A 21,422-nucleotide genomic window follows, 5' to 3' on the forward strand; every position below is an offset into this window, starting at 1 on the left:
CCGTGCTGGAAGATCTTTCCGCCCATATTCTGGACATCGCCCAGAACAGCATCGCCGCCCGGGCGAAGCATATTGACGTCACCGTTCGCCGGTCCGCCGTCCCGGGATTTGTGGATTTCTGCATTTCCGACGACGGATGCGGGATGGATGAAGCCCGCGCCCGGGCGGTGCTGGATCCTTTTTGTACCAGCCGGACCACCCGACGCGTGGGGATGGGGCTGCCCTTCCTGAAACAAAACGCGGAACTCTGCGGAGGGGAATTTCACCTTACCTCCGCTGTGGGGCGGGGAACGACGGTATTCGCCTCTTTTTCTCTGAGCAATATCGATACTCCCCCCATCGGAGACCTCGCGGGAACCTTTCTGACCCTTCTTATCGACGCTCCGCAAATCTACTGGATTTTTCGCTATGCATCGGGAGCGGCGGAACCCTTCCTTTTGGATTCCGAAGAACTGAAGGAGGCCGTCGATGGTCTTGAAGCCCTGAAAATTCCCGACGTGGCCCTGGGGCTGAAAGAGATGATCGAAAACGGCATTGCCTCGGTTGACGGGGTCGAGTGACGGAATTTGACGGAACCCCGAATTTCCCTGATATACTACTAATTATGTTATGGAATTTGTGCCCCGCACTTCCTGAAGGGGCGGAAATCTTTATTGGGCAACGCTGAACGTTTTGCCGAAAAAATTGAAATGGGAATTGGAGTGGATAGCAATGACAGTACCGAGTGACATCGCCATAGCGCAGGCCGCGAAAATGCAGCCGATCGTCGACATTGCAAAAAAAATGGGAGTCGGCGAGGACGAACTGGAGCTGTACGGCAGATATAAGGCCAAGATTCAGCCCGGCGTCTATAAGAAACTGGAAAACAAACCGGATGGGAAGCTGATCCTTGTGACGGCCATCACTCCGACGCCTGCCGGAGAGGGAAAAACAACCACCAGCGTCGGGTTGGCTCAGGGCCTGCTCCAGATCGGTAAAAAGTCCTGCGTGGCCCTTCGGGAGCCCTCTCTTGGCCCCAGCTTTGGAGTCAAGGGAGGCGCGGCGGGCGGCGGATATTCGCAGGTCGTACCCATGGAGGACATCAATCTGCATTTCACGGGAGACCTTCACGCCATTACCACGGCCCACAACCTCTGCGCGGCGATGCTGGACAACCACATTCAACAGGGCAACGAGCTGAACATCGACCCGCGTCGTATCGTGTTCCGGCGGGTGATGGACCTGAACGAGCGGGCTCTGCGCAGAGTGATCATCGGCCTCGGAGGCCGCACGGAAGGCGTGCCCAGGGAAAGTGGCTTCGACATCACCGTGGCCTCGGAGGTCATGGCGATTTTGTGCCTTGCCATGGATTTGATGGACCTGAAAAAACGTCTCGCCAAAATCGTTCTGGCCTACACTTACGAGGGTAAACCCGTCACCGTTCAGGATATTGGAGCGGCCGGCTCCATGGCCGTACTTCTGAAGGATGCGATCAACCCGAACCTCGTCCAGACCCTTGAAGGCGTTCCCGCGTTCATCCACGGCGGACCTTTCGCCAACATCGCCCACGGCTGCAACAGCGTTCAGGCCACGAAACTGGGGCTGAAACTGGCAGACTACATGGTGACGGAGGCGGGGTTCGGCGCGGACCTGGGGGCGGAAAAATTCCTCGACATCAAGTGCCGCGTGGCCGGACTGAAGCCCTCGGCGGTGGTTCTGGTGGCCACCGTGCGCGCCCTCAAGATGCACGGCGGCAGAAAAAAGACCGAGCTGACCGGCGAGGACCTGAAAGCTCTGGAAGCGGGGATTCCGAATCTCCAGAAGCACATTGAGAACGTCCAGAAGTTCGGGCTGCCCGTGGTGGTCGCCATCAATCGCTTCCCCTTCGATACCGAGGCCGAGCTGGCTCTTGTGGAAAAGAAATGCGCGGAGCTGGGCGCCAGTTTCTCCCTGTCTGAAGTTTGGGAAAAAGGCGGCAAGGGAGGTATGGATCTGGCGGAAAAAGTTGTGGCGGCCTGTGAAAAACCCTCTTCCGTGAAATATGTTTACAGCCCGGAGATGGAGCCGAAGGATAAAATCGCCGCCATCGCCCGTGAAATTTACGGCGCGGACGGGGTGGACTACACGCCTCAGGCCGAGAAGGATTTGGCGCTGATCCATGATCTGGGGTACGACAACCTGCTGATCTGCATGGCGAAGACCCAGTACTCGCTTTCCGACGATGCCGCGAAGCTCGGACGCCCGAAAGATTTCCGCGTCACCGTGCGGGAGGTGCGTCTTTCCGCCGGAGCGGGCTTCCTGGTGGTGGTGACGGGCGCCATAATGACGATGCCCGGCCTGCCCAAAAAACCCGCGGCCCTCACCATCGACATCGACGAGAACGGGAAAATTACGGGATTGTTTTAGGGTTTTATTAATTGTGTCAGGATTTTATTGAAAAATGAGACGCTGCCGCCCCGATTCCCGCGCTTAAGGAGTCGGGGCGGTTTTTATGCTTTTATATCGGTAATAAAAAGCAAGTATAACATCAGTCTCCGCCGGATTCCGTGCGATAGATTTTCCAGGCCCTCCGGTAGCTGTTCAGGAAAAACACGGAAAGGCTCAGAATGAGGGGGCCGATGAAGAGACCGATAAAGCCCCAGGAGGCCAGACCTCCAAAGGCCCCCAGGAAAACCAGGAGCGTGCTGATGCGGCCTTTTTCCGAGATGAAGAAGGGCCGCAAAAAATTGTCGATGGAACTGACGACGCACACTCCCCAGAACAGCAGGACAGCGCAGTCCGTCACTTTTCCCTCCGTAAAGAGGTAGATGGCGCCCGGTATCCAGATGATCGGGGTCCCAACGAAGGGAATCATGGCCAAAAGCCCCATCATCAGCCCGGCCAGGAGGGGATTGGGCAGCCCGACGAACCACCATCCCAGCGTCCCGAGAAATCCCTGCACTCCCGCGGTGACGATGACTCCGAAGACGACGGCGCGGAGAACCACTACGGCCCGCAGCATAAACTCCTTCCGTTCGTCCTTCATCAGCGGAACGAGGTCCCCCACGTAGCTGACGAGAAGGTGTCCGTCCCGCAGAATGAAAAAAAACGACACGAAGATGACGATCAGATGATAGCTCAGGGTCACGATGTTCCCCAGAAAATTTCGGGAGACCCGAATCGCCGTGGAGGTCATCCACCTCAGCACCTGCTGCGTCCCTTCTTTGAGAAAGGGATATTTTTCGAACATCGGCAACAGCTCGTCAAGAATTTTTTGAGGCAAAAATGCCTCCAGACTGAATCCTTTGGAGGTATCGATGCTGCCGATCACGTCCGAAAATCGGCCAAAGAGCGCAATCGCCTCGTGAGATGCGGCGATGCCCGCCGCCAGCGACGGCCCCACCAACAGCAGCGCCACCAGAATGGTGGTCAGAAAAGCGGCCAGATTGCGATGGCGGGGGCCCACCAGTCTCAGCAGCCCGTGGTGGAGGGGAGACGCGATAAACGCCAAAAGTATTGCCCAGGTCAGGGGAGACCACAGCGGCAGCAGTGTTCTGCCCGACAGAAGGGCAAGAATCAAAAACAACAGCATCACCGGGATAATCCAGCCTTTGATATGCTCTACGACGCCCTGTTCTTCGGGAATACGCATTGTTCTTTTTCCTCGTTTCAAAAAGATATTCGTTCAGCGGATGAGGCAGGGTTATGAGTCTGACTCCAGGGCTTCGGCCAGTGCCCGTACTCCTGCCGAGCCTCCGGGACCGAGGGCGTTTCCGCCGAGAAAGGTCCAGCCCCGTTTGCCCTTCAGCAGAGACGACAGGTCTTTCAGGTCCCCTTTTACTTTCGTATCGCGCCGTGTGATTTCCACGCTTTGCAGCCCCGCATCTTCGCCGGCGCTGCGGATTGCGGCCAGGTCGATCAGAAGTTGCGTCACCTCAGGCAGCGGGCCGAAACGGTCTTCCATTTCTTTTCGGAGCGCGGTGAGTTCGGTCAGATCGACAACCTGCAGCAAACGTCGGTACAGCGTCACCCGAACGCTGTCCTGAGGGATGTAGTACGCCGGAATGGAACCTCCCTGATCGAAGGACAGCGCGGTTTGTGATCGGGTTTTTCCCCGCAGTTTTGCGATCTCCTGCTCCAGCATCCGGTAGAAAAAGTGAAACCCCCCTGTTTTCGCGTTGCCGTGCTGACTGGTTCCTCCAATTTCTCCCGAACCGCGGATTTCGAGATCCCGCCGCGCAAGGGAGTACCCCGACCCCAGTCCCGTCAGACTGGAAATCGCTTCCAGCCTGTCCGCCGTCTCCTTTCGCAGTTCCCCTTCCTCAGGATAGAAAAAATAGGCGAAGGCGTTTTCTCCTCTGCGACCCACCCGCCCGCGAAGCTGGTACATCTGCGCGAGCCCCAGCTCGTGGGCGTCGTCGATGACGATGGTGTTCGCTCCCTCCACGTCCAGTCCGCTTTCGATAATTGTGGTGCAGAGCAGAATGTCGATTTTCCGGTCGTAAAAATCCATCATGGTCCGTTCCAGTTCCCGTTCCGGCATCCGGCCGTGGGCTATTTTTATTCGGGCGTCGGGGAAGAATGCGGTGAGCATCTTCATCTGGTTTTCCATGCGAAAAATGCGGTTCGTCACAAAATAAACCTGACCGCCCCGGGACAGCTCCCGGGCGATGGCTCTGCGGGCCAGAGCCGTCTGCCAGGGGCCCGCGTAGGTGGTTACGGGCAGACGGTCGTTGGGAGGAGTGTTCAGCACGGAAAGCCCTCTCAGCCCCCTCAGGGACATGGCCAGGGTGCGGGGGATGGGCGTAGCTGAAAGGCTCAGAATGTCCACCGCGCCATAGACGCGTTTCAGGGATTCCTTGTGCATGACGCCGAAACGGTGTTCCTCATCGATGACCAGAAGCCCCAGGTTGTGAAACTCGATCCCCTGCTGCAGCAGCTTGTGGGTGCCGATGACAATATCGACGGTCCCTTTTCGCGCGCCTTCGAGGGTTTTCTCGATTCCGGCCTTTGTGACGAAGCGGGAGAGCAGACCGATTTTCACGGAAAAACCCGACATGCGGGCGTTGAAGGTGTTGTAATGCTGCTGTGCCAGAATGGTCGTAGGGACGAGAACACAGACCTGCTTATCCGCGGCTGCCATGCGAAAAGCCGCCCTCATGGCCACCTCCGTCTTGCCAAACCCCACGTCGCCCACCAGCAGCCGGTCCATGGGGAATGGCTGATCCAGATCCTCCATGATCTCGGAGACCGCCTTGATTTGGTCAGCCGTTTCCACGTGAGGAAAGGCCGCCGCAAAATCCCGGTACAGCTCCTCCATGTGTGTCGCACTCATGTTTTTCAGTGGTTCCCGGCGCTCCAGCTCCCGGCGCGCGTACATCTCCATCAGGATACGGGCTTCTTCCCTGGCCCGGGCCCGTTCCTTCTCCACGGATTTGCGCCATTTCGTTCCCTTCAGGGCGTCCAGTTGCGTTTCGTCGCCCTCGTGTTCCGCCAGGGGCGTCAGCTTGTGAAATTGAATCACGGGAACCAGCAGCCGGTTGTTTTCCGCAAACTCCAGAGTGATGGCATCGAGAGTTTCTCCTCCCGCGACGACTTCTTCGATGCCCCGGAACACTGCAACGCCGTAATCCTCGTGAACGACGAGCTGTCCGCTGGTCAGCCGATCCCGCCACTCTCCGGGAACGCGCCAGGAATCGGGAACCGCTCCCGGGGTGATTCCGGAGAGCTCCCGGTCGGAGATAAAGGCCTTCCCGGATGCCCGGTCCACGAAACCCGACGAAAGCTGTCCGGAAAGGGTCTCCACAAAGGGAAGGGTCGCAAAAGGCCCCTCCTTTCGATCCAGAAAACGGGGATTGGCTGTGAGCACTTTTATTTGGAAGCCCCGTTCCCGCAGGTCTTCGCAGAGCCGAAACACCGCTCCCAGGTCGCCCCGAAAAGGCGGGCATTCATCCACGTCCGGTTCGGCCTCCGTGGCCTCCACGGCGCGAGTGATCCTCAGGCGGGGAAAACGGGAAAGCTCCACATAGATTTCATCCCAGGAGGGGAGGGGGTTCACTCCGGCGTCAGGGCAGAGTTCTTCCCAGAGCCAGTGGTAGGAGATCGCCTGAGTCTCGATTTTTCGGGGATCGCAGAGGAGCACCCGGGCGGTTTGAGGCAGGAGCGTCAGCACCGTGGCGTTTTTGGCGGCGCTGACGCTGTGAAGTTCGGTTTCCTGGAGCTCGGCGACGCTTTTCTGAGTTCCGGGGTGAAAGGCCCGAATGTGCTCCAGGGTCTCGTCGAAGAACTCGAAACGCAACGGAAGAGCGTGGACAGGATCGAAAACGTCCATAATGAATCCCCGGCAGACGTACTGTCCCGGCGACCAGACGAGATCTGAGCGCTGATACCCGCTGCGTTCCAGCCAGGTGACGAGGCGCTCCCGTCCGTATTCATCACCCTGTCGGAGCTCGAATTCCCCGTCTCCCAGGAGACAGGGAGCCATGACCCCTCCCGGAGTACAAACCAGAATACCCCCATCCCGTACCCAGCGCCCCGCGGTTTCGCCGCGCTGGAGCAGAAGAGGGCGGCTTCCGATGGTTTGGGCGGTCAGGGGAAGTTCGTTCAGAAGATGGACGGGAATCCGTGGAAAAAGATTTTTGCGGTCTGACAGAAAGTCCGCCGCCTGACGTCCGTCGGGCAGTATTACCAGCAGGTGGACGTTTTTAAAGATGTCTTCGCCGCAAAGCCACGCCAGGGCCGCGCCGCCTGCCCGATCATGGACGGTTCCGCCCCGGTTCCACAGTTCTTCGTCGATGTCGTTCAGGCTTCTCACCCGAACTCTCGTACCTGTTCCCACGCGTGTTTCCTCCTGTTTGACGGCCTTTGTTCCGGCGCGCCAAAATCAAAATACCCGTTTGGAAATTCTATCCCACTTTGCAAAAAAACGGGGGGACGGCGATGGATATTTCCACCCCGTCCCCACAACAGTCTCCTTCCAGATTCGGCCCAGATTCGGCAACCCGCGGCGGAAAAATCAGGCTCGAATGATTTCGAGGGCCCCCGTCCACAGGGTTCTCGCCGTGTCCGCCACAGCCAGATTGGCTTCATAGCCCCGGCTGGCCACCAGCATATCCGTCATTTCCCGCACCAGATTGACGTTTGGGAAAGCCACGTAACCGTTTTCGTCGGCGTCCGGATGCTCCGGCTGATAGGAGAGCCTGGGAGCGCCCTTGTCCTCCGCCACCTCGATAACGCGAACTCCGCCGATGTCTTTGTAGCCGCCGATGGTTTTGTCCAGCATTTCGGCAAAGACGGGAACCTTTCTTTTGTAGGGTCCTCCGCTCAGCGTCCGTGTGGTGTTGATGTTCGCGAGATTCGAGGAAATGGTGTCCATCCACAGACGATGGGCCGTCAATGCGCTTCCCGCAACTTCCATGCTGTCAAATATTTTCACGATATTTCCTCCTGCTGCTATTTGCCTGAAATAACCATGCGGTAATTGCTGAGTTTTCTGGCCGCAAAACGTCCTATCGCGGTGTACATCATGCGGGTTTCGGCGAGGACGGCCATTTCTCTTTCCGGGTCCACGTTGTTGCCGTCCAGTCTGTAGACTTCGTCGCTGATTCGGATTTCGTCCGGCGTCACGTCCGAGATGGAATAAGGCCGCGTGGGGATGTGCCCTTCGTTCGTCACAGTCATTTTCAGCCTGTCTCCGGAGTTGATCACGTCGCGCATCTGATCTTCGAAGGAAACGTTGCGCCGTCTGTAGCCCGGCGTATTGGCGTTCGCCAGGTTTTTGGACGTTGCGCCGAACCGTTTGGCGAGTCCTTCCATGTCCTTTTCCATAACTTTCCAGGTAAAATCTCCCACCATGGAACTTCTCTCCTCCCAATTACTTTCCTTTCAACTGCTTTCTGCATTCAGTTTCGGCGGAACGGCAGGTTCTCTTTAGCGCTCCCGGCCGAAGAAGTTTAAAGAAAAAGATTGAAGAAGAAGATTGAAGAAGAAGTTTGGAACTGAAATAAAAAAAGGCTCTTCCCGCTCATAAACGGGAAGAGGCCTTTGAAATATATTTTTGGGTATCATGACGGACCCGAGAGGACGTCAGTAATTTACCCTTGGAGATGTAGCCGAGCCCAGTTCTTCGACGAAGAGGGGGCTCAGGACTTTGATGTAGGTTCCCTTCATGCCGAGGCTGCGGCTTTCGATCAGTCCGGCGCTTTCCAGTTTGCGAAGGGCGTTTACGATTACGCTGCGCGTCACGCCCACTCTGTCGGCGACCTTGCTGGCCACCGCGACGCCTTCGTGTCCGCCCAGTTCGGCCATGATGTGCTTCATGGATTCCACTTCGGAATAGGAAAGGGCCCTCATTGCCATCTGAACGGCAATTCGATCCCGGGAGCACTCTTCGAGACCCCGGTTTCTGTCGTTCAGCATCTCGATGCCCACCAGCGTACCGAGATATTCGGCCAGAAGAACGTCCTCCGTCATGAACGAGTTGTAGAAACGAACGAGAATCACCGTTCCCAGACGTTCCGCGGCGGCTCCGTAAATCGGCACGTACATCAGATGCTTTTCCGGAGCGCCTTTTTTGCTGCGGTTGTTGTCGTCGTCGAACCGGAAAGCGTCTTCATCCGCGATGTCCGACTCGCGGCAGCGATTCATTTTGTCCACGAAATCTCTGGGCAGATAACCGTCCTTCATGACGTCTGACAGCGTCTGGGAGCTGTAGTCCGGTACCCAGGCGTACCCCAAAATTCTGCCTTCTCTGTTGACGATATAAACGTTTGCTGTGGAAAACTCCGACAGCAGTTTTGCCAGCTCGACGTAATCCAGAGCGTCTCCGTCACCCCGCGCCTGCAAAGCGCGTCCCACCTGACGCGTCTTTTCCAGCAGATCTCTCAAAACGTTTTCGCTGCTCTGCTCGACACTCGCTTCTCCGTATTCCTTCTCGTCCGCTCTCATTCTCACGACTTTACCACCCTTCAGTCTCCTGTTCACAGTTGTTCCCTCATCCACACCGTTTTTCGCCAGTCTCATCTCTTGACACTCCCTTTCGTCGTTTCGCTCAAAATAAAACACATTCCCTCCAGGTTCATCTGTTTTCCATTTTTCATGCGTTATGGAATCCAAATCTCCTTTGTCTAATTATACTAAATTAATAAAACTTATGTAACTATTGCCTTATTTTGCGAATATGCCTATTTTTATTGACATATATGATAATACTAATAACATTATTCAATTATTGTTCTCCCGATTGGACATTGGACATCCAGTTTCCAAAAATCTCATTCCTGAACGATTTGCGGCATTTCACGTGATGCGAAAAAGTTCAATGCTTAATTGGTTTTCTGCAATTTGAGTCCCGTTTATTCAAGTCATATTCATCAAGTCATATTTATCAGTACAAATCCTGTCTTCAAAATTTAAGCGAATATAGGGCTGTTCCGCCACAAAACTATTCACTGATAATTTTAAAGGGTCTTTTATAAAAGGTACCGGCGAATATCCCTATTTTCGACCAGACAATTTAGCCTATTCCGTACAAATTCGGCGTCGATTTCTATAACCCGCCGGGTGTCGTCGGAGACCTCAAAACTGATTTCTTCCAGCAGCTGTTCCAGCATGGTGTGCAGGCGTCGCGCGCCTATATCTTCCATTTCGGAGTTCATTTCACTGGCCAGTACCGCAATTTCCCGGGTGGCGTCGTCCGTGAAGCGCAGCTCAGACCCCTCTGTCCCAATCAACGCCGTGTACTGCTTCAGGAGGCTGTTTTCCGGTTCGAGCAGAATTTGTTTCAGGTTTTCCCAGCTCAGGGGCTGCAGTTCGACCCTGATGGGAAAGCGTCCCTGCAGTTCGGGAATCAGGTCCGAGGGCTTGACCCCGCTGAAGGCGCCCGCGGCGATGAAGAGAATGTGATCGGTCCTGAGCGGGCCGTAGCGAGTCTGGACCACGGAGCCCTCCACGATGGGCAGCAGGTCGCGCTGGACGCCTTCGCGGCTTACGTCGGGGCTCGCGCCGCCGCTGCCCTTCGCCACGATCTTGTCGAGTTCGTCCAAAAAGACGATGCCGTCCTCCTGCGCCGTTTCGAGGGCTTCTTTCGAGAGGGCATCCATATCGATCAGCTTTTCAGCCTCTTCCGCGGTGAGCACGCGTCGGGCTTCGGAAATTTTCATGCGGCGTTTGCGGGATTTTTTTGGCAGCATACCGCCCAGAATCTCGCTCAGATTGATTCCCATTGAGTCCATGCCCGACGCGCCGATCAAAGATATGCCTGTCACGGCGTTTTCTGAGATTTCAATGTCCACTTCCCGGTCTTCAAGTCGCCCTTCCCGGAGCATGTTCAAAAGCCTTTCCCGGGTCGCCTCGTTCTTTCGGGTTTCCTCGGGTTCCCCCGTCTCTTCGGCCTCTGTAGCCGCGCTTCCGAACACCCTCATGAGATCCGGCATGGAAAATTTTCTCTCGCTTCGGGGCAGCAGCGCGTCCAGAAGACGCTGTTCCGCCCGCTCTCCCGCGGGGCCCTGGACGTCCGAGAGCATCCTCTTTCTCACCATGGCCACGGCGGATTCCGCCAGATCTCGTATGATGGACTCCACATCCCGCCCCACGTAGCCCACCTCCGTGAATTTTGTGGCCTCCACCTTCACGAAGGGCGCGTGAACGAGACCTGCCAGCCTGCGGGCGATTTCCGTCTTGCCCACGCCGGTGGGCCCCACCATGAGAATGTTCTTGGGGCTGATCTCTCTGGCCATTTCGGGGGGCAGCTTCCTCCGCCTTTCCCGGTTCCGCAGGGCGACGGCCACAGCCCGTTTTGCCTTTTCCTGTCCGACGATATAGCGGTTCAGATATCCGACAATTTTTGCCGGAGTCAGGTCCACACTCAGTTCAAAGCCGCTCATTCTCCCAACACCTCCAGCGTGACCACGCTGTCCGTATAGATACATATCTCCGAGGCGATTTCAATGGCGCGTCTGGCGATGCGCGCCGGCTCCCAGTCCGTCCCCTCACGGAGGGCCCGGGCGGCCGCCAGGGCAAATCCGGACCCCGACCCGATGGAGGCCACGTCCCCCTCCGGTTCGATGATGTCTCCGGCTCCGGACAAAAGCAGCGTCGTTTCCACGTTGGCCACCAGCAGCATGGCCTCAAGGCGCCTCAGAGCCTTGTCAAGACGCCATTCTTTCACCAGTTCCACGGCGCTCTTCATCAAATCGCCTCTGCACTGTTCGAGACGATTCTCGAATCGCTCCAGAAGCGTCATCGCATCGGCCGTACTGCCGGCGAACCCGGTCAGGACGGCTCCGTTGTAAAGCCGGCGTACCTTGCGGGCGTTGGCCTTGATGATCTGATTCCCCAGGGTCACCTGCCCGTCGCCTGCCATGGCGACGTTCTTTCCAGATCGTACACATACTATCGTCGTTCCCTCGAACAGAATCTTCATCCCCTCTATTTTAACGAAGTCCCGAAACATTCTTCAAAATATAACCACACATTAAAAATCTTACCTTATTTTGAAAATATACTTTTCTGCTCAATGTACCTCTGCGCCGGGGCGACAGGCTGCCGTCAGACATTATTCCTCTTCGCCGGAATCTTCAGGGCTTTCCGCAGACGCAGGGCCTTCCATGCGGGCCCGGGGATGGCTGTTCAGGTAGCTTTCCTTCATCCAGGTGGCGCTGACCGTCAGGTAAATTTGAGTCGTTGAAAGGTTCTCGTGTCCCAGAAACTCCTGCACGAATTTCAGCGAGGCTCCTCTTTCCAGCAGATGCGTCGCGCAGCTGTGGCGCAGGACGTGAGGTGTGACGCCTTCCAGACCGCCTCTGGCGGCCAGATTCGTGACGACGCGATGGACCGTGCGCACCGTCAGAGGTTTTCCCTTTCGTCCGGCGAAAACGAATCCGTTCGATTCTTCCCCTTCCTGCCTTCTCAGCGCCGTCAAAGCCCTTTGGGCGCAGGTTCCGAAGGGTACCCGGCGTTCCCTGCTTCCCTTGCCCAGAATCAGGAGCCAGCGTTCTTCCATGTCCACGTCGTCCCACCGCAGGCTCACCAGCTCTGAAATACGCAGGCCCGCTCCATAGAGGACCTCCATGACAGCCGTATCTCTTACGGGAGTTTCGCTGCTCTCCGCCATTTTGAACAAAATCTCCACGGATTCCACGGAAATCGCCCGCGGAATGCTCCTTGGGGCGGAGGGTCCCTGAAGGCCCCGGGCGGGGTTGGTCTCCAGAATGCCGTGTTCCTTCAGGCAGGCGAAAAAGCTGCGCAGGACGGACAATTTTCTTGAGATGGTGGTCTTCGAGTATCCCCAGCCGAAAAGCCCGCGCAGATAGGTCCTCAGGCTGGAGGTGTCCACCTCCTCCAGACGTTCCGTTTTTCGCTCTTCGAGGTAGTCCATGAACTGGCGAATGTCCACTTCATAGTTGACGAACGTATGGTTCGACTGGTATTTTTCACGGATATAATCGAGAAAATAAGTAACGGCATGGGAAATCTGTTCTTTACTCATCTGCTTTTTACTCGTTTACTCCTGACTTTTCCGTCAATTACGTTCCGCTCGTCTCTCCGATCCCCTTCGGACAGCGACGCAATGGCATTGTAACATGTTCGCCCCTGAGTGACAGCGGGAAATTTTCAATAATGTTGTGCTATGGTATACACTTGTACGAGGCGTTCAGCAAAAACGCGTATAAACGACAAGGGGAGGATCTGATTATGACATATGACTTTGACAGGGTCATTGAGCGGCGCAACACGAACAGTTCAAAATGGGACAGCGTTCCTGGCGCGGATATTGGTGTGAATTATCCCGTTGGAGAGGTTCTGCCCCTGTGGGTTGCGGATATGGATTTCCGCGCCGCTCCGGAGATCGTGGAGGCCCTGTCCGACGTGGTGAAGCGCGGTATTTTCGGCTATCCGATCGTCCCTGAATCCTGTTACGACGCCATCGTTGCCTGGATGGAGAAACGTCACGGATGGCATATCGAACGGGATTGGATTCTGATGGCCCCGGGGGCGGTTCCGGCGGCGCACATGGCCGTGCAGGCCTACTGTCAGCCCGGTGACCGGGTTCTGCTTCAGCGTCCGGTGTACTATCCCTTTTTCCGAACCATTTTCAACAACGGAGGGCAAATCGCCAACAGTCCCCTGAAAATTGCCGGAGACAGCTATGAAATAGACTTCGGGGACTTCGAGCGTCAGGCCGCCAATCCCCGAACGACGTTCTTCATTCTCTGCAACCCCCACAACCCCGTGGGGCGCGTATGGCGCAGAGAGGAACTGGAGCGTATGGGGGAAATCTGCGCGGCTCATGACGTTCTGGTGCTGGCCGACGAGCTCCACTGCGACATTGTCATGCCGGGGTATAAACACACGCCCTTCGCCGGCATCAGTCCGGCTCTTCGGGACAACTCCGTCACCGTTCTGGCTCCCAGCAAAACCTTCAACCTGGCGGGACTGGTGGGAACGGTGGTGGTCATTCCCAACAGGCGTCTGCGCCGGAGATTCGAAAATATTCTGATTCAAAACAGCATCTCCCGCCCCAACATGTTCGCGATTGTGGCCATGGAGGCGGCCTATCGGCACGGGGAGAAGTGGTTCGACGAAGTTCTGAAATACATTCATGGCAACTATGAATTCATGGTGTCGTACCTGAAGGAAAATCTGCCCGCGGTGAAGCCTTTCCGACTGGAGGGAACCTACCTGGCCTGGCTGGACTTTCGGGCCCTGGAGACGAACCCGGACAAACTGCAGAAACGCATGTTGACGGAGGCGAAGGTCTGGCTTGACGAGGGCAAAATTTTCGGACCGGAGGGAAACGGTTTCGAACGCATCGTTCTGGCCTGTCCCCGCAGCATTCTTCAAGATGCCCTGGATCGGGTCGCAGGCGTTTTCCGAAACTCCTGACCACAGAAAGCGCGCTCCTTCTGTCGAATCGGAGCGCGCTTTTCGGCTCTCCTGCCAATTTGCTTTCAATCAAGTATTTTCAATCAAGTATTAATGAAGAAGCTGATGTTTGAATATCATTGCTTTTAGCTATTCTAACTTCATAAGCAGCGAACCAACGAACGTAGTGACTTGTGTGAATCGCTTAGTTTCTTCATCAGGCCTTTTACTTCAAATAATTTCTTTTTCCGTCGTTCTGCCCTTCGAGGGGAGCCAGTTCCGGATGACCTCCGTGAATTTGCAGAAGGGGAACCTCCTCTCCGGCGGGTCCGGTGACGATATCGGGGACAACGCCCTTTGGCGTCCACAGAGGGACGGGGATTCGATCTCCCCGGGGCTCAATGAAAATGACCCCTTCGCCGCTTCGGGAGGGAAAAACGAGATACCCGTCCCGGGTTCGCGTGCCCAGGGCCTCAGGGGTGTTTCGAGGCTCCACCGTCATAGTGAAGGGGTCGCCCCACTCCGGAGTCGTGACCAGAGCGGGGGCGGCAAAGAGAGGACCCTCCGCGAAACAAAGAACCGCCGCGGTCAGAAAAATGAGCCGGAACATGAACATGGGATTCTTCATATTTTACCAAACCGCCATCAGCGCGAAGGCACGATCTCGCCCATCCAGTAATAGCCCCACACGGCGGCCTGCTGGGACAGAACGGGCATGTCCGCCTCGTACCAGATAAAGTTGTTGCGATTCACCATGCGAACCAGAGAGTAAATGTTTTCCTTCAGCACTTCGGCGGGCGTCTGGCTTTCACGCAGAATCATCTGATACCAGCTTCGTCCGTTCCAGGCGTAGATGACTTTCGGGTGATTTCCGCGCCAGGCCACGGGAATCGCGGGCTTGTGGAGGATTCCGATGCGATCGACGCTTTGCTTCCAGTTTCCCAGCGCCATGAACCGGGTATTGAAAAACCAGTCCGGGACGTAGGTGGACTGAAGTTTTCCCTCCGGAATTCGGGTCGTACCGGATTTTGGCTGCTGAACGGCTATGGCTCCGGCGTTCTTCCCCGCCGGAGCGGAATTTCTCAGCTGCGGCAGAGTCGAAACCGAGGAGATATGAACGGATTTTGTCCAGGGCGAAAGTCCCGCCATACTCGGAATGACCGACCCCACGATGTAATTGGTGGGCGTCAGAGAAGGGCCGGCATTAGTCCCGTACACCCAAACGCCGTCCCTGTTTTTCGTCACCGGGTAGCCGTCGAAGGTCACGTACCAGTTTGAGGGCATGTCGTAGGGCTTATAAACATAAAAACGCATCCCCGCGTAGGCCGGCTGTTCCACCAGCAGAGGCTCCGCCACGTAGGTTTTGGCGGCGGCGGAGGTCGTCCACAGCCACGCCTCTCCTCCACACCACAGCGAAAAAATCGCTCCTGCCGCAACAAAGATTTTTTTCATAAAGGATCCCTTCCGTTCATGTTCATTTCGCATATGCATTTACGGGTTCGGTTCGTCCATCACGCTTTTGTCCTCCGAAGCGATCTCCTCCGGCGGAGGCGGCGGCACGTAGACCGGCGGCTGTATTGCGTCGCCGGGGACGACGGAATCTGTGGGCTCCGGCGGCACGTAGACCGGAACCTTTGGGACCTCCGGATCCAGCGGAGGGCGAACGGGCCGGCTCGTGGCCTGGGGAGCGTCCGGCGGAATGATCGCCACGCCCTGGTCGTTGGTGGGTATGGAGTAGATCCGGGCCGGACGGAGGGGATCCCACAAAGGCTGACGCTCTCCGCTGTCGGGATAGGCTACGATTCGTGACAGGGGAGGAAGCGCGGGATCCAGCTCCAGGGCCTTCGTATAGAAAAACTGCGCCTGCTGAAACTCTCCCACGCGCTCATGAACAACGCCGTACCAATACCAGGCCCAGGGGTTGCGGCGCTCTTCCTGAACCGCTTTCTGGAGCCAGGGCCGGGCCTGGGTGTAACGCTCCTGCTCCAAAAGAGCGATGCCCCGCTCCAAAGACGTCTGCTGCCGGACATGGGGTTTGGCGACGGGGCTTCGGGCGGCCTTATTTTTTATCTTCGTCGGTTTTTTGACCGGGCGCTTAATCGGCGCCCTGCGAACGGACCGGCTGTCCGCAGGAGGAACCGGAGCGTCCGCGGAAACGTTGCCGTTTGCGCCGGCTTCCTCCGTAAAGGCGAACGCCGCACAGAAAAACATGACCCAAAAACAAATCCATTTGCGTTTACCGTTCCATTTCATTCCTGCACGCTCCATACCCGTCTCGAATTCTCCATGAGTCCGGCCCTTCATCTCATTCAGTTCTCATCAGTTGAGGGGACCGGTCGTTTTGACGACGATGTCCTTCAACTGGATGGGTTCCTTTTTGTTGTCCCTGACGACGCGAACCACGGCGTTCTTTTCCTGCAGGGAAATCACCCTGACCCTTCCCACCGTTCGGGGCATCACGACCACCGGATTTTCGGGATCGACGGTGACATAGGTGTCACTGCGCACCACGTCCAGAAGATCTCCCACGCGGATCGCGTCGCCGCGCCCCAGAGAGATGATATATTCCCTTTTCCTGCGGGTGGAGTCGGCCGTGGGGGAAATGATGCGTCCCACCGTGGAAAAACCCGGAGAGAAGCTGTCCGTGCCGTTCTCCGCCGCATCCGGCTCGTTGCGCCGAATGGCGTTGGAAACCTGTCCCATAGCCTGATGATAACCGTCCGCGATGGCGTTTTTGACGGCCTGCCAGTAGGGGGTGGGAGAAAACTGCTCCCAGGTGAGGTGGCTCATCTTCTGCCCCCTGTCGGGAACTTTCGTCAGTCCAAGAGCGTCAAAACCGTCCCGTACCGGAATGGGAAGGTTCACGATCAGGGCGTCGATCCAGAACAGCCCGCCGTCTCCGGGGTTGAAGGTATAGCGTTTGGAGCTTCCCGAAGCGACCCGGGTCGCGAACTGTTCTCCGTTGACCGAGTCGAAGATCCGGAACCGCAGAGCGACCCTTCCCGATTCGAAGGACCCGGAAATCTCCCGCTCTTTCATGCTGGCGTCGTAAAGCTCCATCTGCAGCGCCATATCCTCGTCCCGGTAAGGCTGGTTCAGCCAGCGATTCATCCCGTTTTCATCGAGAACCGTGACGTCGATCAGCGGTGAGGCGTAAAACAGCGAGGCCAGATATTCCGTCATTTTCTGTTCGAGAATACTGTAAGGATAATATTTGCTTTGCCAGACCTCCAGACTCGAATGATTCTCCGTGGGAAAAAGCGCTACGGAAAGTCGGCGGGGTTCCTCCGCCGGCGCCGGAGACACGCCCGCTCCGAAAATCATCCACAACAGCCCCACACACGCAATACAACCCTTTTTTCCCCAGTTCACCCGGCGTCACTCCCAAACTTCCGCTCTTCTGTCCGAAACATTGAACTTCGGGCATCTTCTCGAAACGCGATCTCAAATACACCGCTTCTTTTTTATCGGCAGACGGCATCAGTAACCTTGAGGAAATACGAATCCATTTGGTATCATTCTTCGCCGTTACCCGGAAATTTTAACAGGTATTTCGCGCCGAAAAAGGGGGAATTCTCGTGATTTCTGCAGGAAAAGCCCCGGAGATTCTTGACAATAATTCTTATGTGGTAATAATAGAGAGGTCCTTAACGGACAGACAGGAGGGGTTTATCCAATGGAAAAACTTGATATTTACAAATGTGAACTTTGCGGCAACATGGTGGAAGTCCTTCACGTGGGGGGCGGCCCCCTGGCGTGCTGCGGGCAGCCGATGAAAAAACTCACGGAAAATGTCGCTGACGCCGCTCAGGAGAAGCACGTTCCCGTATTTGACGGAGACAGGGTGAAGGTTGGGAACGTGGCGCATCCCATGCAGGCCGATCATTTTATCGAGTGGATAGAGGTTATCGGCGACGGTGAGGTATACCGCCGTTTTCTTTCGCCGGAGGCGGCTCCGGAAGCCGTTTTCGACAAACCGTCGGGAAATGTTTATGCCAGGGAATACTGCAATAAGCATGGTCTTTGGAAAGGAGTGAAGTAGTTCCATGTCAGCAATAAGTCCGAAAATGGCGGCCAGCATTAATGACCAGATCAAAGCCGAACTGGAATCGTCCTATCTTTACCTCGCCATGTCGACGTATCTGGAGGATCAGAACCTGAAGGGAATGGCCCACTGGCTGCGCACGCAGGCCAAAGAAGAACTGGGGCACGTGGAGAAACTGATGCACTATCTCTCCGAACGCGGAGTGCGAGTCCTGCTGGATGCGCTGGCGAAACCCAAAGCGGAGTTCGACGGGCCTCTGGGCGTATTCAGGGCCGTTCTCGCTCACGAGCGGGCCGTGACCGAGCGTTTATCCAAAATGATGGACCTGGCCATTGAGGAGAAGGACCACATGACCGCCGCAACTCTGCGCTGGTTCATCGAAGAGCAGATCGAGGAGGAATCCAGCCCGGAAGACATCGTGAAAAAACTGGAATTTGTTGGCACTTCCAACACGAGCGTCTATCTTCTGGACAAGGAACTGGCTCAGCGCTGACGATGCACTGGAGAAGGGGAGCAGTCCCTGGGGTTGTTTCCTTTCTCCAGGGGAATTCCGGGGGGCAGTGGACCGCCGATTTTGCGGAGCGACAGCCGTGAAACGACGCAGGCTCCGTCCTTGGGTTCCGGTCGGTTTTTTCCGAGATCTTCTGTATGAATGACGTTCAGCTGAAAGCTCTGCTGGATGGACTTTATTTCGTCTACAACCGGCGGGAACTGGTACGGCCTGACCCTCTCGTTTTTCTCTACGATTACGAGAATCTTCGGGACAGGGAAATTGTTGGGCTGATTGCGTCCAGCCTGGCTTATGGTCGTGTTGCCCAGATTCTGAAGAGCGTACAAACCATCCTGACGCTCATGGGAAGCCATCCCCGGCGTTTTTTGGAGCGTCGCGCCTCCAGCCTGAAAAATCTTTTGGGGGACTTCCGCCATCGTTTCACCAGGGGGGAACAGGTGGCCGCCCTTCTGGAGCGGACGGCGGAGGTTCTGCGGAGCCAGGGCTCTCTCGAAGCGTTTATGGGGGACTGCGTTCAAAAGGGCGGCGGCCTTCTGGAGGGGCTGAACCTTTTTTCCCGGACGCTGGAGCCGAAACGCCCCGGCTTTTCGCTTCTGACCGCGCCGGAGGACGGAAGCGCCTGTAAGCGTCTGCTGCTTTGGCTGAAATGGATGGTTCGACGGGACGAAGTTGATCCCGGAGGGTGGACTGTTCTTTCCCCCCGGGATCTGCTCATGCCCACGGACACCCATATTCATCGCATTGCGCTTCGCTTTGGCCTGACAAACCGCAGGCAGGCCGACCTCCGAACCGTTCTCGAAATCACCAGGGGTTTCGCCGCCCTGTATCCCCAGGACCCCACCCGCTGCGATTTTGTCCTGAGCCGCTTCGGCATCCGTTCCGGCCTCTCCATCGACGACCTGCCTCTTCCGTCCGACTGAACATATCCGACTGAAGTTCAGGGCTGAACTGTTGCCTTCAGCGTCTCCGCGACGGCATTTTCTCCTTTCAGCATTTTGGCGAAGGTCGCCTCGATTTTTTCTCCCAGACCTGCTTTGTACAGGTCCACACCGAACAGCGCGGGGTTGGAGAGAAAAGGACGCAGCCGTCCGGCGGCCGTTTCGGGAGAACCGATTCTTACGCCTTCCAGTCCCTTCTTCAGCTCCGGCAGCATGGGGTCGTCGCTGATTTTCATGGGGCGCAGTCTGTCGTCCAGGCCCAACAGATAACGGAACCAGGCCGCGATGACGAAGGGGATGCCGACGAGGTCCTTCATGTCCAGGTCGGGGCGCTTCATCCAGGCCTTGATCGTTTCGCCGTAACGGATGGGGATTTTCTGGCTGGAATCGGTGGCGATACGCTGGGGAGTGTCGGGAATGAAGGGGTTGGGGAATCGATCTTCCAGCACCTCGCGAATAAAGTCCTTTGGCCTGAAAATACCGGGGTTCACGACCACCGGCATTCCTTCGGCGTATCCGATGCGCTCCACCAGCGCCTTCAGGAGAGGATCTTTCATCTCGGAGGAGATGGTCGTGTACCCCAAAAGACAGCCGCAGATCGCCAGTGCCGTGTGCAGGGGGTTGAGGCAGGTGGTGACTTTCATTCGCTCCACGTCGTTCACCGTCTTCCTGTCCACGAAATACACTCCGGCCTCCTGAAGCGGCGGCCGGCCGGCGGGAAAACTGTCCTCCACCACGAGATATTCGGGAACTTCGGCGTTGACGAAGGGGGCGATATAGGTTCCCTTCTCCGTAACCAGAAGCTCCATGCCCTCCACACCCTTTTTTGTCAGGTATTCGCTGACCTCGGCGGAGGGGCGCGGGGTGATTTTGTCGATCATGCTCCAGGGGAAGGAAACCCGCTTCTCGTCCTCCAGGAAGGCGATGAAATCTTTTTCGGCGAATCCCTTCTCCACCCAGGCACGAGCCACGGTCAGCACGGCATTGCGCAGTTTTTCGCCGTTATGACTGCAGTTGTCCAGGCTGAGCAGCGCCAGCGGAGCGGCTCCGGCTCGAAAACGCTCCAGCATCAGGGTGGCCGCCAGAGACATGGTGTGCCGGGCGCTTTCCGGACCTTCGGCCATTTCCCGTTTTACCTGCTCCTGCAGCTCTCCTTTCAGATCCGTCAGGGCGTAACCTTTTTCGGTGATGCAGAAACTCATGATCTGCAGCTCCGGAAATCTGACGATTTCCTCCAGGCGTTTCCTTCCGGTCCGTCCCTCCAGCGACTCGGCGATGGAAGCCACCAGCTCTGTCACAATGTCTCCGTTTGGCTTCAGGGATGCCACCAGGGTCAGGTTGTCGTGGGGCCTGTAGACTTTTTCGATGATTTCATGGTCGTAGGGGGCCACCGCGATAATTCCGGAGTCGGTCTTTCCTTCATTCAGCAGTTGCTGCTGCAGCCTGGCGATATAGGCCCGAAAGATGTTTCCCGCCCCAAAATGCAGCCATCGTGGATGTTTCATGGTTTCTTCGACCACAGCGGCGTAATTGTACGCAGGCATCGCAATTCCCGCGGCTTCCCATTCGGATTTTCTCACCAGATCGTTTCGGTTCAGTCGCAACATCGCTCAAGTCCTCCTCCTGTCGAACGGGCTCGTTTTTTACATCCGTTTTTTTCGCGCAGAGACTCCGGCGTTTCGCGTCGCATCATTTTCCCGCTCTGCGCTTCTTCTCTCATTATACGAATTCATTATACGAAAAATATGGAAATGAAAAATTTACCAGATGAAAAAATTATAAAGCCTCGTGTAAAAGCCTGATCTGAGAAGAATTCCGAGTAAATGACGGAGGCAAATTCTTCAGAGCGGATAAAAAATGAAACCACGAGGAGATGAGAGTTTGTGACGAGGACAGATATTTTCAATCACGCCGAGGCGGCAGAAGGCAGCGGCGCCGGAAAGCAGGAATACTTCGATCATGACGGACTCTGGAAAGACCTGATCGATCGATTCTTTTACCTTCTGCTGAAACGGGCAATTCCGGAACTGTACGCCGCGGCCGATACGAATGTGAAACAAAAATTTTTGGATAAGGAGTTTCGCGACATCCTGAACACCGGAGATCC

At 56.3% G+C, this 21,422-nt stretch carries 20 protein-coding genes; 7 read left to right on the forward strand and 13 right to left on the reverse strand.

The genetic code is table 11. The features are described 5' to 3' along the window. The first annotated feature begins 2 nt into the window (after positions 1–2). Both LBR61_02090 and LBR61_02095 read left to right on the forward strand, forming a co-directional pair. Positions 3–560, forward strand: a complete 558-nt coding sequence (locus LBR61_02090; GenBank protein ID MDR1730864.1) for an ATP-binding protein — start codon at positions 3–5, stop codon at positions 558–560. A gap of 151 nt (positions 561–711) precedes the next feature. Further along, complete coding sequence (locus tag LBR61_02095; protein ID MDR1730865.1) at positions 712–2,385, forward strand: formate--tetrahydrofolate ligase; 1,674 nt, start codon at positions 712–714, stop codon at positions 2,383–2,385. Between the two features lie 121 nt (positions 2,386–2,506). On the opposite strand, the gene LBR61_02100 is transcribed toward LBR61_02095, so the two are convergent. The 8 genes from LBR61_02100 to LBR61_02135 all read right to left on the reverse strand — a co-directional run bounded on the left by LBR61_02100 (position 2,507) and on the right by LBR61_02135 (position 12,445). Continuing rightward, positions 2,507–3,610, reverse strand: a complete 1,104-nt coding sequence (locus tag LBR61_02100) for an AI-2E family transporter (GenBank protein ID MDR1730866.1) — start codon at positions 3,608–3,610, stop codon at positions 2,507–2,509. A gap of 51 nt (positions 3,611–3,661) precedes the next feature. Beyond that, positions 3,662–6,796 (reverse strand): DEAD/DEAH box helicase, encoded by a 3,135-nt coding sequence (locus LBR61_02105; GenBank protein ID MDR1730867.1) that lies wholly within the window; start codon positions 6,794–6,796, stop codon positions 3,662–3,664. A 177-nt stretch (positions 6,797–6,973) separates the two neighbouring features. Further along, positions 6,974–7,393 (reverse strand): flagellar basal body rod protein FlgC, encoded by a 420-nt coding sequence (flgC, locus tag LBR61_02110; protein MDR1730868.1) that lies wholly within the window; start codon positions 7,391–7,393, stop codon positions 6,974–6,976. A gap of 17 nt (positions 7,394–7,410) precedes the next feature. Further along, a complete protein-coding gene (gene flgB, locus LBR61_02115) occupies positions 7,411–7,812 on the reverse strand; it encodes a flagellar basal body rod protein FlgB (protein ID MDR1730869.1) in 402 nt (133 codons plus the stop codon). A 231-nt stretch (positions 7,813–8,043) separates the two neighbouring features. Continuing rightward, positions 8,044–8,904, reverse strand: a complete 861-nt coding sequence (gene codY / locus LBR61_02120) for a GTP-sensing pleiotropic transcriptional regulator CodY (GenBank protein MDR1730870.1) — start codon at positions 8,902–8,904, stop codon at positions 8,044–8,046. A 524-nt stretch (positions 8,905–9,428) separates the two neighbouring features. Continuing rightward, positions 9,429–10,826: an ATP-dependent protease ATPase subunit HslU gene (hslU, locus tag LBR61_02125; GenBank protein ID MDR1730871.1), complete on the reverse strand. Its 1,398-nt coding sequence runs from the start codon at positions 10,824–10,826 to the stop codon at positions 9,429–9,431. Between the two features lie 11 nt (positions 10,827–10,837). Further along, positions 10,838–11,380: an ATP-dependent protease subunit HslV gene (gene hslV, locus LBR61_02130; GenBank protein MDR1730872.1), complete on the reverse strand. Its 543-nt coding sequence runs from the start codon at positions 11,378–11,380 to the stop codon at positions 10,838–10,840. Positions 11,381–11,512: 132 nt separating this feature from the next. Beyond that, a complete protein-coding gene (locus LBR61_02135; GenBank protein MDR1730873.1) occupies positions 11,513–12,445 on the reverse strand; it encodes a tyrosine recombinase XerC in 933 nt (310 codons plus the stop codon). Positions 12,446–12,651: 206 nt separating this feature from the next. Between LBR61_02135 and LBR61_02140 the strand changes: the two genes are divergently transcribed. Next, on the forward strand, positions 12,652–13,842 hold the full coding sequence (locus tag LBR61_02140; protein MDR1730874.1) for a pyridoxal phosphate-dependent aminotransferase: 1,191 nt from the start codon (positions 12,652–12,654) through the stop codon (positions 13,840–13,842). A 205-nt stretch (positions 13,843–14,047) separates the two neighbouring features. Here the strand turns inward: LBR61_02140 and LBR61_02145 are convergent, their stop codons facing one another. The 4 genes from LBR61_02145 to LBR61_02160 are packed head-to-tail and all read right to left on the reverse strand — an operon-like array spanning position 14,048 to position 17,193. Next, entirely contained in the window at positions 14,048–14,449 is a 402-nt protein-coding gene (locus tag LBR61_02145) for a hypothetical protein (GenBank protein MDR1730875.1), read from the reverse strand. 17 nt (positions 14,450–14,466) lie between these two features. Further along, on the reverse strand, positions 14,467–15,273 hold the full coding sequence (locus LBR61_02150) for a hypothetical protein (protein MDR1730876.1): 807 nt from the start codon (positions 15,271–15,273) through the stop codon (positions 14,467–14,469). 39 nt (positions 15,274–15,312) lie between these two features. Further along, positions 15,313–16,089 (reverse strand): tetratricopeptide repeat protein, encoded by a 777-nt coding sequence (locus LBR61_02155; GenBank protein ID MDR1730877.1) that lies wholly within the window; start codon positions 16,087–16,089, stop codon positions 15,313–15,315. 51 nt (positions 16,090–16,140) lie between these two features. Further along, positions 16,141–17,193, reverse strand: coding sequence for a hypothetical protein (locus LBR61_02160; GenBank protein MDR1730878.1), 1,053 nt, complete (start codon positions 17,191–17,193; stop codon positions 16,141–16,143). 304 nt (positions 17,194–17,497) lie between these two features. Here LBR61_02160 and LBR61_02165 point away from each other — a divergent pair, with 304 nt between their 5' ends. From LBR61_02165 to LBR61_02175, 3 genes are all read left to right on the forward strand, one after another. After that, positions 17,498–17,863, forward strand: a complete 366-nt coding sequence (locus tag LBR61_02165; GenBank protein ID MDR1730879.1) for a desulfoferrodoxin — start codon at positions 17,498–17,500, stop codon at positions 17,861–17,863. Positions 17,864–17,867: 4 nt separating this feature from the next. Continuing rightward, the gene (locus tag LBR61_02170) at positions 17,868–18,359 is read left to right on the forward strand and encodes a ferritin (protein ID MDR1730880.1); all 492 of its coding nucleotides are present in this window, start codon (positions 17,868–17,870) and stop codon (positions 18,357–18,359) included. A 155-nt stretch (positions 18,360–18,514) separates the two neighbouring features. Continuing rightward, positions 18,515–19,297, forward strand: coding sequence for a TIGR02757 family protein (locus LBR61_02175; GenBank protein ID MDR1730881.1), 783 nt, complete (start codon positions 18,515–18,517; stop codon positions 19,295–19,297). A gap of 17 nt (positions 19,298–19,314) precedes the next feature. Here the strand turns inward: LBR61_02175 and LBR61_02180 are convergent, their stop codons facing one another. Beyond that, positions 19,315–20,922, reverse strand: a complete 1,608-nt coding sequence (locus LBR61_02180; GenBank protein ID MDR1730882.1) for a mannitol dehydrogenase family protein — start codon at positions 20,920–20,922, stop codon at positions 19,315–19,317. Positions 20,923–21,198: 276 nt separating this feature from the next. On the opposite strand from LBR61_02180, the gene LBR61_02185 reads away from it, so the two are divergent. Next, positions 21,199–21,422 (forward strand): hypothetical protein (locus tag LBR61_02185; GenBank protein MDR1730883.1); only part of this gene is annotated, 224 nt, incomplete at its 3' end.

It is taken from the genome of Synergistaceae bacterium (assembly GCA_031272035.1).
Classification (GTDB): Bacteria; Synergistota; Synergistia; order Synergistales; family Aminobacteriaceae; genus JAISSA01.

Bases quoted from the DNA above. Each gene is read 5' to 3' on its own strand.
- LBR61_02155 (MDR1730877.1), bottom strand. From the start codon at position 16,089: ATGGAGCGTGCAGGAATGAAATGGAACGGTAAACGCAAATGGATTTGT.
- LBR61_02150 (MDR1730876.1), bottom strand. From the start codon at position 15,273: ATGAAAAAAATCTTTGTTGCGGCAGGAGCGATTTTTTCGCTGTGGTGT.
- LBR61_02170 (MDR1730880.1), top strand. From the start codon at position 17,868: ATGTCAGCAATAAGTCCGAAAATGGCGGCCAGCATTAATGACCAGATC.
- LBR61_02175 (MDR1730881.1), top strand. From the start codon at position 18,515: ATGAATGACGTTCAGCTGAAAGCTCTGCTGGATGGACTTTATTTCGTC.
- LBR61_02145 (MDR1730875.1), bottom strand. From the start codon at position 14,449: ATGAAGAATCCCATGTTCATGTTCCGGCTCATTTTTCTGACCGCGGCG.
- LBR61_02180 (MDR1730882.1), bottom strand. From the start codon at position 20,922: ATGTTGCGACTGAACCGAAACGATCTGGTGAGAAAATCCGAATGGGAA.
- LBR61_02100 (MDR1730866.1), bottom strand. From the start codon at position 3,610: ATGCGTATTCCCGAAGAACAGGGCGTCGTAGAGCATATCAAAGGCTGG.
- LBR61_02095 (MDR1730865.1), top strand. From the start codon at position 712: ATGACAGTACCGAGTGACATCGCCATAGCGCAGGCCGCGAAAATGCAG.
- flgB (MDR1730869.1), bottom strand. From the start codon at position 7,812: ATGGTGGGAGATTTTACCTGGAAAGTTATGGAAAAGGACATGGAAGGA.
- LBR61_02135 (MDR1730873.1), bottom strand. From the start codon at position 12,445: ATGAGTAAAGAACAGATTTCCCATGCCGTTACTTATTTTCTCGATTAT.
- LBR61_02165 (MDR1730879.1), top strand. From the start codon at position 17,498: ATGGAAAAACTTGATATTTACAAATGTGAACTTTGCGGCAACATGGTG.
- LBR61_02140 (MDR1730874.1), top strand. From the start codon at position 12,652: ATGACATATGACTTTGACAGGGTCATTGAGCGGCGCAACACGAACAGT.
- codY (MDR1730870.1), bottom strand. From the start codon at position 8,904: ATGAGAGCGGACGAGAAGGAATACGGAGAAGCGAGTGTCGAGCAGAGC.
- hslV (MDR1730872.1), bottom strand. From the start codon at position 11,380: ATGAAGATTCTGTTCGAGGGAACGACGATAGTATGTGTACGATCTGGA.